Consider the following 15,831-nt stretch of genomic DNA (forward strand, 5'->3'; position numbering starts at 1 on the left):
GTGGGTTCCCCGCCCGTACACCGGTCGGCGAACCCACAACGCGATGGGTGAACCTACCCCGTGGGTGGAGACGGGTCAGCCCGGACCGACCAGGGTCGATCCGGGCTGAACGCGGTACGTCTCAGAAAATGACTTCGCCGCGAGCGCGGCGGGCGCGGAGCTTCTCCAGCGCCTCGTCCAGGATCTCCTGGGCCTCCTGCTCGGAGCGACGCTCCTTCACATAGGCCAGGTGGGTCTTGTAGGGCTCGATCTTCGGCGGCGGGGGCGGGTTGTTCACATCGGTGCTGGTCGGCAGACCGCACCGCGGACAGTCCCACTCCTCCGGGATGGCCGCCTCGACCGCGAACCAGGTCGCGGTCTCATGCCCGTTCGCACAGAAGAACACGATGCGCTGCCGGGGCGCGGTGTCGCCGCGCTCCGCCTCGCCCATCGGCCCGGCACCGACCCGGCTGCCACGAATCGCACTGCCACCACCAGCCACGGGAACCGACCCCTCAGCCGAGCTTGTAGAGCAGGCCGACCGCGACGATGCTGGCGAACCAGATCAGACCGACACCGATCGTGATCCGGTCCAGGTTCCGCTCGGCGACCGACGAGCCACCCAGGCTGGACGACACACCGCCACCGAACAGGTCCGAGAGGCCGCCACCGCGGCCTTTGTGCAGCAGTACGAGCAGCGTGAGGAAGAGGCTGCAGACGATCACTACGATCGAGAAAGCGAGAATCACGAGGAGTAGCCTAACTGAAGGTCCAGGTAACGGCAGATGCCGGCGAACTCGTCCACCTGAAGGCTCGCACCTCCGACCAGGCAGCCGTCGACATCCGGTTGGGCCATGATGCCACTTGCACTGGCCATCTTCACCGATCCGCCGTAAAGAATCCGTACCGAGTCGGCCACCGAGGGTGAGATCGACTCCTCGATCCGGCCACGGATCGCGCTGATGACCTCCTGCGCGTCCTCCGGAGTCGCCACCTCGCCGGTGCCGATCGCCCAGACCGGCTCGTAGGCGATGACGAGCTTGCGCACGTCGTCCTGCTTCAGCCCGGCCAGCGCGGCGTCGATCTGGCCGAGGCAGTGGTCGACGTGCCCGTCGGCCTTGCGGATCTCCAGGCCCTCGCCGACACAGACGATCGGGATGAGCCCCGCCTCGAGCGCCTTGGCGGTCTTGGCGTTGACGACCTCGTCGGTCTCGTTGTGGTACTGCCGGCGCTCGGAGTGACCGGTCAGCACGTACGTGCAGCCCAGCTTCGTGAGCATCGCCGCCGAGATCTCACCGGTGTAGGCGCCGGCGTCGTGCGTCGACACGTCCTGCGCGCCGTACTTGATCTTCATCCGGTCACCGTCGACCAGCGTCTGCACGCTGCGAATGTCGGTGAACGGCGGCAGCACGGCCACCTCGACCCGCTCGAAGTCGTGCTTCTTGTCCTGCAGCGTCCACGACAGCTTCTGCAGCAGGTGCACGGCCTCGACATGGTTGAGGTTCATCTTCCAGTTGCCCGCCATCAATGGCGTCCGGGCAGCTGTGGTGTCGGCCATCAGGTCAGTCCTCTTCCAGTACGGCGAGACCCGGGAGCTCCTTGCCCTCCAGGTATTCGAGCGACGCCCCACCACCGGTGGAGATGTGCCCGAACGCGTCGTCGGCGAAGCCTAGCTGCCGGACGGCGGCCGCGGAGTCACCGCCGCCGACGACGCTCAGCCCGTCCACCTCGGTCAACGCCTGCGCGACGGCCTTGGTTCCGCCGGCGAACGGCGCCATCTCGAAGACACCCATCGGACCGTTCCAGAACACCGTCTTCGCGCCGGCGATCTCGGCGGCGAAGGCCTTGCCGGAGTCCGGGCCGATGTCCAGGCCGAGCTGGTCGGCCGGGATCGCGTCCGCCGCCACCACGGTGGCCGGCGAGTCCGCCTTGAACTCTGGCGCGACCACGATGTCGGTCGGCAGGACGATCTTGTCCGCGGCCTCCTTCAGGTAACCGCGGACGATGTCGAGCTGATCCTCCTCGAGCAGGCTCTTCCCGACCTCGTGGCCCTGCGCCTTCAGGAACGTGAAGACCATGCCGCCACCGATCAGCAGCTTGTCGGCCTTGGCCAGCAGGTTGTCGATCACCGCGAGCTTGTCCGACACCTTGGCGCCGCCGAGCACGACGACGTACGGCCGGGCCGGCTCCTCGGTCAGCTTCTTCAGCACCTCGACCTCTGCCAGCACGAGGCCACCAGCCGCGTGCGGGAGCTTGCGGGCGACGTCGTACACGCTCGCCTGCTTGCGGTGCACGACGCCGAAGCCGTCGCTGACGAACACGTCCGCGAGCGCGGCCAGCTCGTCGGCCAGCGCACCCCGCTCCGCCTCGTCCTTGGACTCCTCGCGCGGGTCGTAGCGCACGTTCTCCAGCAGCAGGACCTCGCCCTCGTCCAGGTCCTGTACGGCGGTCTGCGCGCTGTCGCCGGTGACATCGCCGGCGAAGTGCACCGTGATGCCCTCGGGCTGCAGCAGCTCACCGAGCCGCTTGGCCACCGGGGCCAGCGTGTACGCCGGGTTCGGCTCGCCCTTGGGGCGGCCGAGGTGCGCGGTGACGATGACCTTGGCACCGGCCTTGGCCAGCTTGACCAGGGTCGGCAGCGAGGCGCGGATGCGGCCGTCGTCGCCGATCACCTCGTCCTTGATCGGCACGTTCAGGTCGGACCGGACCAGTACCCGCTGGCCCGCCAGGTCGCCGAGATCTTCGATGGTCTTCACAGTTCAGCTTTCTCGGGTGAACGAGCTTGCGTCCGGAAGAAGCACCAGGCTCTCCGGACGCAAGCGGGGGAACATCAGAGTTGTGTCAGCGCTCGGTCAGAGCGAGGCGCCGACGTGCTTCACCAGGTCGACGAGGCGGTTGGAGTAGCCCCACTCGTTGTCGTACCAGCCGACGACCTTGACCTGGTTGCCGATCACCTTGGTCAGGCCCGCGTCGAAGATGCAGGACGCCGGGTCGGTGACGATGTCGGTGGAGACGATCTCGTCCTCGGTGTAGGTCAGGTAGCCCTTCAGCGAGCCCTCGGCGGCGGCCGCCTTGTAGGCCTCCTTGACCTCTTCCACGGTGACGTCGCGGCCGACCGTGACGGTCAGGTCGGTGGCCGAGCCGGTCGGGACCGGGACGCGCAGCGCGTAACCGTCCAACTTGCCCTTCAGCTCCGGCAGCACCAGGCCGATCGCCTTCGCGGCGCCGGTCGAGGTCGGGACGATGTTCAGCGCGGCGGCGCGGGCGCGGCGCAGGTCCTTGTGCGGGCCGTCCTGCAGGTTCTGGTCCTGGGTGTACGCGTGGATCGTGGTCATCAGACCCTTCTCGATCGTGAACGCGTCGTTCAGAACCTTGGCCAACGGGGCGATGCAGTTCGTGGTGCAGGACGCGTTCGAGATCACGGTGTGCTTCTCGGCGTCGTACAGCTCGTGGTTCACGCCCATCACCACGGTCAGGTCCTCGTTCTTCGCCGGGGCGGAGATGATGACCTTCTTGGCGCCGTTGTCGGCGTGGGTCTTGGCCTTGGTGGCGTCGGTGAAGAAGCCGGTCGACTCGATCACCACGTCGGCGCCGACGTCGGACCACTTCAGGTTGGCCGGGTCGCGCTCGGCGAACGCCTTGAAGCTCTTGCCGCCGACGGTGATGTCGTCGTCGGTGGCGGAGACCTCGCCCGGGAAGCGGCCCAGGATCGAGTCGTACTTCAGCAGGTGAGCGAGGGTCTGATTGTCGGTCAAGTCGTTGACGGCGACGACCTCGATGTCGGCACCGGACGCCTGCACGGCGCGGAAGAAGTTACGGCCGATCCGGCCGAAGCCGTTGATACCTACGCGTACGGTCACGGGACTGCGTCTCCTTGAACTAGCTGTCGAGCACTGCCGCTACAGCCCGAACACTAGCCCAACAGCCCACCTGGCCAACTGGTAGCGTCCACATCAGACCACCATGACCCGCGAGTAGGTCCACGAGCAGACCACCCCGACGCACCACTGCCCCGGAAACCTTCCGGGGCAGTGGTTTGAATACCAGTTGACCAGCTGGTGACGTCAGCGCTCCACCGCGGGCTTCGCAACACCCGCGTTCAGTACCGCTCCGACCCGCTCCCGCACGCCGCCGCCCTCGGCACCCGGCCGGCCCGAGACAGCCTCGGTGGCCGGCGGCCTGCCGTCGTTCAGCAACCGGCTCGCCAGCGCCGCATCACCGGCCGCGCCGATGCCGAGCGCACCTTTGATCCCGTCCAACCGACCCGGCGCAGCAGCCTGAAACCCGTCGTCCGGCCACTTCGCGACGGCCGGCTCCGGGTCGGCAACCATGTTGGCCTTCTTCGCGGCTTCCTCAGCGGCCTTTCGCGCATCCTCCTGCTGCCGGAACTTCTCGAGGTCCAGCGCCCGCTGCCGGGTCTGTTCCTCGACCCGCAGTCGTTCGTCCATCTGCGCCCGCTTGTACAGCTCTTCTTCGTTCGCGTCGCCCATTGGTCTCCGATCGTGGTGCTGATGGAAACCCCCGTGCGGCAATCCAACCGAGCTGGCAAGGGGTGCGCAGCCGGTCGTGGATAACGATCCGGTCAGGCCGGGTCGAGCATCTCCGGCGTGAGGTTGGCCTCGGTGTTCGGTTCGCCGAGGTCCGCGGCACGCTTGTCCGCCATCGCCGGCAGGCGGCGGATCCGGTCCGGCGCAGGTTGCAGCACAGATCCGCTGGTCAGCGCTCCACTGCGGGCGTCGCTCCCCCGACCCCGAGCGCTCCAGCGATCCGATCCCGCGCCCCGTCCGCACGTTTGGCCGAGGCGGTTCCGCGGGCATCGTTCGGAGGCTGTGCCGAGTCGAGCAGACGCTTCGCCAGTTCGGCGTCACCCGCTTCGCCGATCCCGAGCTTGCCCGCGACGGCGGACATCGGCCCGGACGGACTCGTCGACGCGGCCGGCGACCAAGTCTCGGCGGACGCCGGAGGCTGCTCGGCCGACATGTTGCTCTTCGGGTTGTTCGCGGCCTCCTCGGCCCGTTGCCGCGCCTCCTCCGCCCTCGCATCCTCAATGGCTTGTACAACGGGGTCGGTCAGGTCGGGCGGCAAGTTGAACCTGGGGTCTGCAAATTCCTGATTCGTCATGCGGCAATTCAATCAACGCCGGAAGCGGCACATCACAGTGCCTTCGATAACGATCCGGTCAGGCCGGGTCGAGCATCTCCGGGGTCAGGTTGGCCTCGGTGTTCGGTACGCCGAGGTCCGCGGCGCGCTTGTCCGCCATCGCCAGCAGGCGGCGGATCCGGCCGGCCACGGCGTCCTTGGTGAGGGCCGGCTCGTGCAGCTGGCCGAGCTCCTCGAGACTGGCCTGCTTGTGCTCCAGCCGCAGCTTGCCCGCGACCTGCAGATGATCCGGTACGTCGTCGCCGAGGATCTCCAGCGCTCGCTCGACCCGCGCGCCCGCAGCGACCGCCGCACGCGCGGAACGGCGCAGGTTCGCGTCGTCGAAGTTCGCCAGCCGGTTCGCGGTCGCGCGAACCTCGCGCCGCATCCGGCGCTCTTCCCAGGCCAGCACCGACTCGTGCGCGCCGAGCCGGGTCAACAGGGCGCCGATCGCGTCGCCGTCGCGGATCACCACGCGGTCAACGTTCCGCACCTCGCGGGCCTTCGAACCGATGCCGAGCCGCCGGGCCGCACCGACCAGCGCCAGCGCGGCCTCCGGACCGGGACAGGTCACCTCGAGCGACGAGGACCGGCCTGGCTCGGTCAGCGAGCCGTGCGCCAGGAACGCACCCCGCCAAGCCGCGACGGCGTCACAGGAAGCACCCGACACGACCGCCGGCGGAAGCCCGCGCACCGGCCGGCCACGGTTGTCCACCAGGCCGGTCTGCCGCGCCAGCGCGTCACCGTCGCGGACGACGCGGACGACGTACTTCGTCTGCTTGCGAATGCCCGACGGGGAGATCACCACGACGTCCGACGGGTGCCCGAAGATCTCGGCGATGTCCTTGCGCAGCCGCCGCGCCGCGGCGCCGCTGTCCAGCTCGGCCTCCACGACGATCCGTCCGGAGACCAGGTGCAGCCCGCCCGCGAACCGCAGGATCGACGACACCTCGGCCTTGCGGCAACACGGTTTCGTCACCTGAATACTGGTCAGCTCGGACTTCACCTGTGCTGTCATCGCCATGAAGGCCATCCTCCCACCCATGTCAAAGACCCTTGGATCACCAACGGGCGCCGGCGGCTGCGGTTACGGGCGTTGCAACCTTCTGCGGGACTGATCGCGTTACCTCGGCGACATCGTGACAGGAGGGGCATGAAGGCATCGGACGAAGCCGAGTTCACCGAGTTCGCGACCGCGATGATCCGGCGGTTGCGGCGTACGGCGTACCTGATGTGCGGGGACTGGCACCGCGCGGAGGACGCCGCGCAGGACGCCCTGGTGAAGGTCTACCGCCGCTGGAACCGGATCGACCGCACGCACGGCATCAACAGCTACGCCCACCAGTGTCTGATCACGTCGGTGCTCGATCAGTCCCGCAAGCCGTGGCGCCGTGAGCGACTGGTCGACTCCGACGACCTGGATCGGGCAGTCCCTGACCCGGCCGGCACCGTCGACAACCGGATGCTCGTCGTCGAGGCCCTGGCCGGACTGCCGCCGAGCCAGCGCGCCTGCGTAGTACTGCGTCATTACAGCGACCTGAGCCTCGAACAGACCGCCGCCGTCCTCGGCATCGGCACCGGCGGGGTGAAGAGCCAGACGTCCCGTGCTCTCAGCCGCCTCCGCGAACTTCTCGACCAGACCGAAAGGAGCGCCTCGTGAACAACGAGATCGAACACCTGCTGGCGACCGCCGCCGACGACGCCGACCGGCCGCTCGGCACCGACGTCGACGACCTGCTGGTCCGCGCCCGTCGTTCGGTCCGCCGAACCCGGATCGCGACGGCCTCGACCGCAGTCCTCACGACGGCCGCGATCATCGGCGGCGTCGCCGCCTGGTCCGCGGCCCGGCCGGAGAGCCAGGGACCGGCGGGCAGGCCGGACGGCCAGACCATCACGATCGACGTGAAGACCGGCCGGGTCGTGGACAACGAGACCGGTAAGACGGTCGTGCCGGCACCGCCGCTGAGCCCCTTGTCCGATGCCGAGGTCCTCAGCCGCTGCTCGCGGTACGACCTCGCGTACGCACGCCTCGCGCACAGCGAGCACAAGACCTCCGACAAGGCCGGTCCGCTGAACGCACAGTGGAAGGTTGTCGTGAAGAGCGGCGATCAGTCCGTGCTGAACGCCCTGCTCCAGTCTCCGGACAAGTCGGTCGTCACCACGTGCACCATGAGCGGTCCGACCAAGCCGGACAGCATCTCACGCACCAGTACGGCGAACGTCGCGGCCAGGAGCCAGTACCGGAATCCACTGACCATCCAGGACGGGTTCCGGGTTCCGGTGCCAGGGGTGACCCGGGTGCTGGTCGACCTCGCCGGGGAAAGCAGTCCGCGCGAGGCCCTGGTCGGGACGGACGGGTTCGTCACCCTCGGCCATCCCGCCAAGGACAGCAAGCTGATCTCGCTGAACCGGATCCGCGGCTACGACTCGAGCGGCAAGAAGGTGTACGACCAGACGCCCAAGCCGTTCACCGCCCCGGCGCGGACCGTCGATCCGTCGGTGACCGTCAAGACCGCGACACCGGTCACACCGGTGGTCGTGCTCACCAAGGACCCGGCGACCGGGAAGCCGCTCGCTCCCCCGCCACCGGTCAGCCCGTTGACCGACGAACAGATCACCACCCGGTGCCGCGGCGTCGACGCCATCTATTTCAAGGATCTGAGCCAGGGCGGGGTGAATTCCGACGACGGCGTGATCAAGGCCGCCGGCCCGGTCACGAAGGCCTGGCAGGTCGCTCTGAAGACCGGGACCGGTGACAAGCTCACGGCCCTCCTGGTCTCGCCGGACAAGCGGGTCTATGCGTGGTGCCACATGTTGACGAGCACGGCCAAGGGTCCGTACGACTACACCCGGGGCGCGGTCCAGGCCGACGGGAAGTTCGCCCACTCGTTCGACTTCGGGATGGTTCCGGACGGGGTCGCGCAGATCGTCCTCGACCTGCCGAAGGGCCCGACCCGGGCGCTGATCTCGAACGGCTACTTCATCTGGGGCCTCACCGGCGGCAACTCCGGCATCAAGAACGTCCGGGTGCACGGGTACGACGCCCAGGGGCAGCAGATCTACAACCAGCAGATGGAAGTCGACGCCGACTTCGACTGAAAGCGGCTAGCTGAAGATCTCCCGGTAGACCTTCGCCAACTTGCCCGGGTCGTGGTGCAGATCGCGTTCGTCGTCGGCGATGTCGGCGATCACCAGCTCGGCCCCGAGGGACTCCGCCGTCCGGCGCAGCGACTCGGGGTCGGGCACGTGACCGGCGTCGGCGAGGACGACGTCGATCCGGAGGTCGGGGGCGTGCGCGGCCAGCACCTCGAGATGGGTCTCGGGTGAGAAGCCGTCGGTCTCGCCCTTCTGCTCCCCCAGGTTCAGGGTGAGCAGCCGGCGGGCGCCGGTCTGCTCGAGAGCGCGGGACAGCTCGGGAACCAGCAGGTTCGGGATGACCGACGTGAACCATGAGCCCGGGCCGACGACGACCCAGTCGGCCTCCGCGATCGCGACGAGTGCCTCCGGGCAGGCGGGCGGGTCGGCCGGGTCGAGCGCGACGTCGACCACGTGCCCGTCGGTGGTCGCCACCTCGGCCTGACCACGGATCTCGGTGATCGCCTCGGGATGCGCCGGGTCCAGCCCGAGCACTCGTGCGGTGATGTCCAGCGGCACTGCGGACATCGGCAGCACCCGCCCTTGTGCACCGAGCAATCGCGCCACCCAGTCGAGCCCGTCGACGGCCTCGCCGAGCAGCTCCCACAGCGCGACGATCAGCAGGTTGCCGACCGCGTGGTCGTGCAGCTCACCGTTGCTGCGGAAGCGATGCTGCAACACGTTGGCCCAGGTGCGGCCCCACTCGTCGTCGCGGCACAGCGCGGCCAGGGCCATCCGAAGATCCCCGGGCGGCAGTACGCCGAGCTCCTGACGCAGACGCCCCGACGACCCACCGTTGTCGGCGACGGTGACCACCGCGGTCAGCTGATCGGTGACGTGCCTCAGCGCGGAAAGAGAGGCGGCCAAGCCGTGTCCCCCACCAAGTGCGACGACCTTGGGAGATCGCGTCACTCCCGCCCCAGATCTCGATGCACGACCAACGTCGGTGAACCTCTCTCGCGCAGCCTGCGGGCGATCTCCTCGGCCATCGCGACACTGCGGTGCTTACCCCCGGTACAGCCGATCGCGACGGTGACGAAGCGCTTGCCCTCGTTCAGGTAGCCGGTCCGCAGGGTGTCCAGCACGTCCACGTAATTCTGCAGGAACTGCTGGGCCAGCGGATGGCCGAGCACGAAGTCTGACACAGGCTTGTCCTGCCCGGTCATCGGGCGCAGGTCGGGCTGCCAGTACGGGTTCGGGATGAAACGCATGTCGGCGACGACGTCGGCGTCCACCGGGATGCCGTACTTGAACCCGAACGACACCACGGTCGCCCGGAGTTCGGCGTTCTCCTCGTCGCCGAACGCGTTCACGATCTTCGCGGCGAGCTGATGAATGTTCAGGCTCGAGGTGTCGATGACCAGGTCGGCGCCGGCCCGGATGTCGCCGAGCAGCTCGCGCTCGCGCTGGATGCCGTCCAGCAACCGGCCCTCGCCCTGCAGCGGGTGCGGCCGGCGGACGCTCTCCTGCCGGCGCACGATGACGTCGTCGGAGGCCTCCAGGAACAGCGTCAGCGGGCGATAACCCTTCACCCGCAGGTCGTGGATGGCCGAGCTCAGTTCCTCGAAGAACAAGCCGGTCCGGACGTCGACCACGACCGCGAGCCGGGGCGCCGCGCCGGTGCCGATGACCTGCTCGACCAGCGTCGTCAGGAACATCGGCGGCAGGTTGTCGACCACGAACCAGCCGAGGTCCTCCAGTACGTCGGCGACGGAGCTCCGTCCCGCGCCGGACATCCCGGACACGATGATGAGGTTGCCGCCCGTGTCGTCCATCTGTTCTCAGTTCTCCCTGGGATCCCCGTCGGCCGTATCAACCGGCCGCTGTCCGGCCGGCGCCGGTACGTCGTCGCCCAGTATCTCGCCCGTGGCGGTATTCACCGACGGCGCACGGCCGGTTTCCGCCTTCGTTGCGGCAGCGTTAACCGCGAGTACGACGGACTCGGCCAGCCGCGGCCCGAATCCGGGCAGCTCCGCCACCTCGTCGATCGTCGCCCCGCGCAACTTCTTCAGCGACCCGAAGTGCCGCAGCAGGGTCTTCCGCCGGACCTCGCCGAGCCCTGGCACCTCGTCGAGGGTGCTCTCGACCATCGACTTCGACCGGCGGCTGCGGTGGTGGGTGATCGCGAAACGGTGCGCCTCGTCGCGCAGCCGCTGGAGCAGATAGAGGCCCTCGGACGTCCGGGAGAAGATGACCGGATCCTCTTCGTCGGGCAGCCAGACCTCTTCGAGCCGCTTGGCCAGACCACACACCGGGATGTCGCCCAATCCGAGCTCGTCCATCGCCTGCCGGGCCGCCGCGACCTGCGGCGGACCGCCGTCGACGACGACCAGACCCGGCGCGTAGGAGAACTTCTTCGCCCGCCCGGTCTCGGGGTCGATCAGCGCGCCGTTCGGGTCTTCGTCGCCGGTCAGCGTCGCGCGCTCGTCCAGGAGACGCTTGAAGCGGCGGGTCAGCACCTCGGCGATCGAGGCGACGTCGTTCTGGCCGTCGACGCCCTTGATCACGAAGCGCCGGTACTCGCTCTTGCGGGGCAGTCCGTCCTCGAAGACGACCATCGAGGCCACCACCTCGGTGCCCTGCAGGTTCGAGACGTCGTAGCACTCCAGGCGCAGCGGCGCCTCGGGCAGGTCGAGGCCGGCCTGGATCTCCTCGAGCGCCTGGTTGCGGGTGGTCAGATCGCTGGCCCGCTTGGTCTTGTGCATGGTCAGCGTCTGCAGCGCGTTCCGCTCGACGGTCTCCATCAGGGCCTTCTTGTCGCCGCGCTGCGGGACCCGGATCGACACCCGGGCGCCGCGCATCCCCTCGAGCCACTCGGTCAGCGCGTCGGCGTCCTCCGGGATCGTCGGGACCAGGATCTCGCGCGGGATCGCGTCGACCGAGTCGTCGGCGTACATCTGCTGGATGAAGCGCGAGACGAGATCGCCGGTGGTCGCCGTACCGTCCGCCTTGTCGGCGATCCAGCCGCGCTCACCACGGATCCGGCCGCCGCGGACGTAGAAGATCTGGACCGCGACCTCGAGCGGGTCCTCGCTCAACGCGATCACGTCGGTGTCGGTGCCGTCGCCGAGGACGACCGCGTTCTTGGCCAGCGCCTTCTCCAGCGCGGCCAGGTCGTCGCGGATCTTCGCGGCCCGCTCGTACTCCAGCTCGGCGGCGGCTGCCTTCATCTCCTTCTCCAGCCGGCGCACGTACGTCGCGGTCTGGCCGGAGAGGAAGGCGGCGAAGTCCTCGACGATCTTGCGGTGCTCGTCCTGGGTCACCTGACCGGTGCACGGCGCGGCGCATTTGCCGATGTACCCGAGCAGGCACGGCCGGCCGATCTGACGGTGCCGATTGAAGACGCCCTTGCTGCACGAGCGCATCGGGAACACCCGGAGCAGCAGATCGACGGTCTCGCGGATCGCCCAGGCATGGCTGTACGGACCGAAGTACCGCACGCCCTTCTTCTTCTGGCCGCGGCCGACCATCACCCGCGGGTAGTCCTCGTTGAGGGTGATCGCGAGCCACGGGTACGACTTGTCGTCGCGGTACTTCACGTTGAAGCGCGGGTCGTACTCCTTGATCCAGGAGTACTCCAGCTGCAGCGACTCGACCTCGCTGGCGACCACGGTCCACTCGACCTTCGCGGCCGTGGTGACCATCGCCTGCGTGCGGGGATGCAGGTTCACCAGATCCTGGAAGTACGACGACAACCGGGCCCGCAGGTTCTTCGCCTTGCCGACGTAGATCACCCGCCCGCCGGAGTCGCTGAAACGGTAGACGCCGGGTGAGTCGGGAATCGATCCCGGAGCGGGACGGTAGGAGGACGGGTCAGCCACCCAACCACCCTAGTTCGGGTCGCCGACAAATCCGGAATTCCGGCAAAGTCTCTACTGCTGCTTCAATGACAGACTTGAAGGTATGACGATCGACGAACTGGATCGGACGATCCGCGCGTACGACGGTGTCCGGGTGCTCGAGGCCCAGGACGACCTGTTCTACCTCTACGACCCGGCCGCCGACCTCCCACCGGAGCGCCAGCAGCCCTTCGCCACCATTGTCACCGGCGACCACTACGAGAAGGTGTCCCGGCTCGACGAGCCCGGTGCCTGGCGGCTGAACGTCGGGCTCACCAAGGCGACGTACACCTCGCTCCTCGGACCGGCGCCGACCGAACGCGACGCCGACTGGGTCCTCGACTCGGGCCACGACTACACGACACGGAACACCCTCATGCCGCACCCGTTCTACGCCGCCCAGTACTGGGTTGCCATCGTGAATCCGATCGAGCTGGAGCAGCTCGTCCCGTTGGTTCGAGAGGCGTACCAATTCGCCGCTCGTAAGTACGCCAACCATCAGGCGCGGCAAACGCAGTGAACGTTGCGGTCGTGTTGCGGGTTCACCCATAAGCCCGGTTTGACCCCCGGTTGGGATGAGCGTCGTCTCTAGCGTGTGACTCAGGGTAGATGTGCAGGACCTTTGCGTGAGGCAACAAGGCCTTGCGCTGACTCGAGGGAGTTCCGCCCATGTCCCCATCCCTGAGCAGGCCGCGCGCCCTACTCGGCGCAGTCGCGGCTTCAGCGCTCGCGGTCACCGGCATCGTCGCGACCGCGGCCGGCAGCAACGCGGCACAGCAGGCGCCTACCGGTACTGCGTCCATCCGCGGCGCCGGCAGTTCGAACGCGATCCCCGGCAGCTACATCGTCGTACTCGCCGGCCAGCGTTCGCAGGCCCAGACCCGTGTCACCACGCAGAGCCTGGCGTCGAGTTACGACGTCAAGGTCAAGGACCAGTACGACTCCTCCATCAAGGGCTTCTCCGCGAGCATGAGCGAGGACCAGGCGAAGAAGCTCGCCGGTGACTCGCGGGTCGCGTTCGTGCAGCAGAACCAGAAGATCACGGTCAGCCAGGACGACCCGCCGTGGGGCCTGGACCGCGCCGACCAGCGCGACCTGCCGCTGGACAAGAAGTACGAGGCGTCGACCACCGCCGACAACGTGAACGTGTACGTGATCGACACCGGCATCTACGCCAAGCACAAGGACTTCGGCGACCGCGCGTCGGTCGGCACCGACACCGTCGGCGACGGCCAGAACGGTGTCGACTGCATGGGGCACGGCAGCCACGTGGCCGGCACGATCGCGGGGACGACGTACGGCCTGGCCAAGGGCGCGAAGGTGATCGCGGTCCGCGTGCTGGACTGCACCGGATCCGGTTCGACCGAGTCAGTGGTGGCCGGGATCGACTGGGTGACCAAGAACGCCAAGAAGCCCGCCGTGGCGAACATGAGCCTGGGCGGCGGCGCCGACGACGCGCTGGACGCGGCGGTGAAGGCGTCGGTCGGCGCCGGCGTTACCTATGCCGTTGCTGCTGGCAACGACGGCGCGGACGCCTGCCAGAGCTCGCCGGCACGGGAGCCTTCGGCGATCACGGTCGGCGCGACCGACGACCAGGACCACCGGGCGTCGTTCTCGAACTTCGGCAAGTGCGTCGACCTGTTCGCACCGGGTGTCGACATCACCTCGGTCGGCATCACCGACCCGGACGCAACCGCGAAGATGAGCGGTACGTCGATGGCCACGCCGCACGTCGCCGGCGGGATCGCGCTGTACCTGGCCGATCACCCGGACGCCACTCCGGCCGACGTCGCGACGGCGCTGGTCGCCAACTCGACGCCGGACAAGGTCGGCGACCCGGGTGACGCTTCGCCGAACAAACTGCTGTACGTCGGGAAGGCCGACCCGGCCCAGCCCTGACCCTGACCCCATTTCGTTGGTTCACCCATGAAATGGGGGGTTCCCCACCCTGACTCCGGGTGGGGAACCCCCCATTTGCCTGGTGGACCCATCAAATTGGCTGGTCGGCCCAGCAAATGGGTCAGGCGGACTGGACGATGTTGGCGCCCTGGACCGCGACGTTCACCGCGGGCAGCGGCGACTGGGCCGGGCCGCTGGCGACGCTGCCGTCGGTGATCTTGAAGTGGCTGTTGTGGAACGGACAGACGATCTGTCCGTCCTCGACCGAGCCGACGATGTTGCCCTGGTGTGTGCACACGGCCGAGAAGCCCTTGTACTGACCGGCGGTCGGCTGGGTCACCACGACCTTCGCGTCGGTGAACACCTTGCCGCCGCCGACCGGTACGTCGGACACCGGGCCGAGGACCGTGCCGCCGCCGGCCGGTGCACTCGACGACGGTGCGCTCGAGGACGGTGCACTGGAGGACGGGGTGCTCGCAGCCGGTGCGGAGCTGGAGCCGGTCGCCGACGGTGTCGAGCTGCCGCCGGATGCGTCGTCGCTGCTGCCGCAGGCCGCGAGGATCGGGGCGCTGGCACCCACCAGCGCGGCCATAGCCGCGCAGCGGAGCACCGTCCTCCGGTCGCGCAGACCGTCCGCCGCTGTGCTGGGCACAGCCTCGGCCGGTTGCGGTGTGGTGGCTGGTGCCATCGTGTCATCGCTCATGAATCTGGACCTCCAAGAGCCTGCTGGTCGAAGTAGTTGAACGCTATATACCGACTCAAACGACCGGATGACCCGAACGGTTCAACCGCTCGCAGATTGAACTGCAGTTTGAAGGTTTGCTGTGAATCCGCTGGCAACACCTGCCGCCGCACGCGAGCCAGGTCGCACGGACGAACCAGCCCCCTGACAGACTTTGGTCGTGAGGAAGGTCAGGGAGTGACGGGTACGACCGACGGCTCGACCGTCATGAACGCGATTGCGGACCTCGCGCCGATGTGGCTGCCGGGGTGCGTCGTCGACACCGACGAGCGGACGGTCGAGGTGGGCTGGGGCCGCGGCGCACTGCAGATGTCCGCGGTCGTCGGGCTCGGCGAGATCATCGAGCGTTGTGATCAGCTCCCGCAACATCGCTGGGCCGAACAGATCGAGGCGTGGCTGCGGGCCGTCGTCGCGGAGGGCGAGCTCGCCACCGAGGAACACCGCTACGGCGATGTCGGCGAACGCCAGCGTGCGTTGCTCGTGCAACGCGGCTGGTCCGCGCGTACGGCGGGTCCGGTCGCGGACGCACTGATCCCGTTCGGCGACCACTTCGAGGTCGTCGTGTTCGTCGGCACCGGCCCGGAACTCCGGCGCCTGACCGTCGTACGGCGGTCGATGCTGGGGCTCGCCGATCCGAACGTGCCGTCCCCGGTCCAGCTCACGCTGCAGCAGATCTCCGGCCTCCGGCCGGTCGAGCACGACGGGTTCGCCGTCCTCAGCCGCGAGAACGATCCACTCGTCTCGATGGCGGTCGTCGACCGGGAGACCTTGTTGCCGCAGGCCTCTATCGGGCTGGGCGCGCTGATCGGCGTACCCAGGTTGAGCACTGTCGCCTTCTGCCCCGCCGACGCTGGTCAGGAAACAGCCGACCGGTTGGCGAGGTACGTGGCCGCCACCTATCGTGGCGCGCCGGACCAGTGCAGCCCGGATCTCTTCTGGTTGCAGGGAGACCGCATGGTGCAGGTGCCGGTCACGCTGGCCGAGCCGCCGACAGTCATGCTGCCGGCGGCCTTGCTACCGTCGCCGCGCCGAACCTGGTTCCGCCACCTGGTCCAGCAGCTGTTCCGCCGCTGACCTCAGATCCCGGCCCCGTCGAGC

18 protein-coding genes are annotated in these 15,831 nt (G+C 68.3%); 5 read left to right on the top strand and 13 right to left on the bottom strand.

Annotated elements, in window-relative coordinates:
• Nucleotides 1-121 precede the first annotated feature (121 nt).
• The 9 genes from OHA18_RS36475 to whiA all read right to left on the bottom strand — a co-directional run bounded on the left by OHA18_RS36475 (nt 122) and on the right by whiA (nt 6,142).
• Nucleotides 122-481 carry an RNA polymerase-binding protein RbpA gene (locus OHA18_RS36475; protein ID WP_131296896.1) on the bottom strand — a complete coding sequence of 120 codons (360 nt, stop codon included), beginning with the start codon at nt 479-481 and terminating at the stop codon, nt 122-124.
• A gap of 13 nt (nt 482-494) precedes the next feature.
• Nucleotides 495-728 (bottom strand): preprotein translocase subunit SecG, encoded by a 234-nt coding sequence (gene secG / locus OHA18_RS36480; RefSeq protein ID WP_130448352.1) that lies wholly within the window; start codon nt 726-728, stop codon nt 495-497.
• The gene (gene tpiA, locus OHA18_RS36485; RefSeq protein ID WP_328999933.1) at nt 725-1,537 is read right to left on the bottom strand and encodes a triose-phosphate isomerase; all 813 of its coding nucleotides are present in this window, start codon (nt 1,535-1,537) and stop codon (nt 725-727) included. The genes secG and tpiA overlap by 4 nt, the downstream gene beginning before the upstream one ends.
• 4 nt (nt 1,538-1,541) lie before the next feature.
• Nucleotides 1,542-2,735, bottom strand: a complete 1,194-nt coding sequence (locus OHA18_RS36490; protein WP_328999934.1) for a phosphoglycerate kinase — start codon at nt 2,733-2,735, stop codon at nt 1,542-1,544.
• Between the two features lie 96 nt (nt 2,736-2,831).
• The gene (gene gap, locus OHA18_RS36495) at nt 2,832-3,839 is read right to left on the bottom strand and encodes a type I glyceraldehyde-3-phosphate dehydrogenase (protein ID WP_328999935.1); all 1,008 of its coding nucleotides are present in this window, start codon (nt 3,837-3,839) and stop codon (nt 2,832-2,834) included.
• A 204-nt stretch (nt 3,840-4,043) separates the two neighbouring features.
• Nucleotides 4,044-4,469, bottom strand: a complete 426-nt coding sequence (locus OHA18_RS36500; protein ID WP_328999936.1) for a hypothetical protein — start codon at nt 4,467-4,469, stop codon at nt 4,044-4,046.
• Between the two features lie 92 nt (nt 4,470-4,561).
• Nucleotides 4,562-4,684 carry a hypothetical protein gene (locus OHA18_RS36505; protein WP_328999937.1) on the bottom strand — a complete coding sequence of 41 codons (123 nt, stop codon included), beginning with the start codon at nt 4,682-4,684 and terminating at the stop codon, nt 4,562-4,564.
• A gap of 11 nt (nt 4,685-4,695) precedes the next feature.
• On the bottom strand, nt 4,696-5,100 hold the full coding sequence (locus OHA18_RS36510) for a hypothetical protein (protein ID WP_328999938.1): 405 nt from the start codon (nt 5,098-5,100) through the stop codon (nt 4,696-4,698).
• A 58-nt stretch (nt 5,101-5,158) separates the two neighbouring features.
• On the bottom strand, nt 5,159-6,142 hold the full coding sequence (gene whiA / locus OHA18_RS36515; RefSeq protein ID WP_137256843.1) for a DNA-binding protein WhiA: 984 nt from the start codon (nt 6,140-6,142) through the stop codon (nt 5,159-5,161).
• Between the two features lie 129 nt (nt 6,143-6,271).
• Between whiA and OHA18_RS36520 the strand changes: the two genes are divergently transcribed.
• Together OHA18_RS36520 and OHA18_RS36525 are read left to right on the top strand one after the other, a co-directional pair.
• A complete protein-coding gene (locus tag OHA18_RS36520; protein ID WP_328999939.1) occupies nt 6,272-6,778 on the top strand; it encodes a SigE family RNA polymerase sigma factor in 507 nt (168 codons plus the stop codon).
• A complete protein-coding gene (locus OHA18_RS36525; RefSeq protein WP_328999940.1) occupies nt 6,775-8,217 on the top strand; it encodes a hypothetical protein in 1,443 nt (480 codons plus the stop codon). The genes OHA18_RS36520 and OHA18_RS36525 overlap by 4 nt, the downstream gene beginning before the upstream one ends.
• A gap of 6 nt (nt 8,218-8,223) precedes the next feature.
• Here OHA18_RS36525 and OHA18_RS36530 read toward each other — a convergent pair whose 3' ends face one another.
• Genes OHA18_RS36530 through uvrC form a run of 3 tightly spaced genes read right to left on the bottom strand, consistent with a single transcriptional unit; the run spans nt 8,224 to nt 12,074 of the window.
• Nucleotides 8,224-9,165, bottom strand: coding sequence for a gluconeogenesis factor YvcK family protein (locus OHA18_RS36530; protein ID WP_328999941.1), 942 nt, complete (start codon nt 9,163-9,165; stop codon nt 8,224-8,226).
• The gene (rapZ, locus tag OHA18_RS36535; RefSeq protein ID WP_328999942.1) at nt 9,162-10,028 is read right to left on the bottom strand and encodes an RNase adapter RapZ; all 867 of its coding nucleotides are present in this window, start codon (nt 10,026-10,028) and stop codon (nt 9,162-9,164) included. Before rapZ ends, OHA18_RS36530 begins: the two co-directional genes overlap by 4 nt.
• Nucleotides 10,029-10,034: 6 nt before the next feature.
• Nucleotides 10,035-12,074: an excinuclease ABC subunit UvrC gene (gene uvrC / locus OHA18_RS36540; protein ID WP_328999943.1), complete on the bottom strand. Its 2,040-nt coding sequence runs from the start codon at nt 12,072-12,074 to the stop codon at nt 10,035-10,037.
• Between the two features lie 82 nt (nt 12,075-12,156).
• Between uvrC and OHA18_RS36545 the strand changes: the two genes are divergently transcribed.
• A complete protein-coding gene (locus OHA18_RS36545; RefSeq protein ID WP_328999944.1) occupies nt 12,157-12,612 on the top strand; it encodes a DUF6194 family protein in 456 nt (151 codons plus the stop codon).
• A gap of 149 nt (nt 12,613-12,761) precedes the next feature.
• Nucleotides 12,762-13,991 carry a S8 family peptidase gene (locus OHA18_RS36550; RefSeq protein WP_328999945.1) on the top strand — a complete coding sequence of 410 codons (1,230 nt, stop codon included), beginning with the start codon at nt 12,762-12,764 and terminating at the stop codon, nt 13,989-13,991.
• A gap of 121 nt (nt 13,992-14,112) precedes the next feature.
• Here OHA18_RS36550 and OHA18_RS36555 read toward each other — a convergent pair whose 3' ends face one another.
• Entirely contained in the window at nt 14,113-14,694 is a 582-nt protein-coding gene (locus OHA18_RS36555) for a Rieske (2Fe-2S) protein (RefSeq protein WP_328999946.1), read from the bottom strand.
• 216 nt (nt 14,695-14,910) lie between these two features.
• Here OHA18_RS36555 and OHA18_RS36560 point away from each other — a divergent pair, with 216 nt between their 5' ends.
• Nucleotides 14,911-15,807: a hypothetical protein gene (locus OHA18_RS36560; RefSeq protein WP_328999947.1), complete on the top strand. Its 897-nt coding sequence runs from the start codon at nt 14,911-14,913 to the stop codon at nt 15,805-15,807.
• Nucleotides 15,808-15,831 lie beyond the last annotated feature (24 nt).

It is taken from the genome of Kribbella sp. NBC_00709, assembly GCF_036226565.1.
Lineage (GTDB): Bacteria > Actinomycetota > Actinomycetes > Propionibacteriales > Kribbellaceae > Kribbella.

What these genes read in the sequence shown, in the direction of transcription:
- tpiA (WP_328999933.1), bottom strand. Translation starts at nt 1,537, where the DNA reads ATGGCCGACACCACAGCTGCCCGGACGCCATTGATGGCGGGCAACTGG.
- OHA18_RS36500 (WP_328999936.1), bottom strand. Translation starts at nt 4,469, where the DNA reads ATGGGCGACGCGAACGAAGAAGAGCTGTACAAGCGGGCGCAGATGGAC.
- OHA18_RS36510 (WP_328999938.1), bottom strand. Translation starts at nt 5,100, where the DNA reads ATGACGAATCAGGAATTTGCAGACCCCAGGTTCAACTTGCCGCCCGAC.
- whiA (WP_137256843.1), bottom strand. Translation starts at nt 6,142, where the DNA reads ATGGCGATGACAGCACAGGTGAAGTCCGAGCTGACCAGTATTCAGGTG.
- OHA18_RS36520 (WP_328999939.1), top strand. Translation starts at nt 6,272, where the DNA reads ATGAAGGCATCGGACGAAGCCGAGTTCACCGAGTTCGCGACCGCGATG.
- rapZ (WP_328999942.1), bottom strand. Translation starts at nt 10,028, where the DNA reads ATGGACGACACGGGCGGCAACCTCATCATCGTGTCCGGGATGTCCGGC.
- OHA18_RS36545 (WP_328999944.1), top strand. Translation starts at nt 12,157, where the DNA reads ATGACGATCGACGAACTGGATCGGACGATCCGCGCGTACGACGGTGTC.
- OHA18_RS36550 (WP_328999945.1), top strand. Translation starts at nt 12,762, where the DNA reads ATGTCCCCATCCCTGAGCAGGCCGCGCGCCCTACTCGGCGCAGTCGCG.
- OHA18_RS36555 (WP_328999946.1), bottom strand. Translation starts at nt 14,694, where the DNA reads ATGAGCGATGACACGATGGCACCAGCCACCACACCGCAACCGGCCGAG.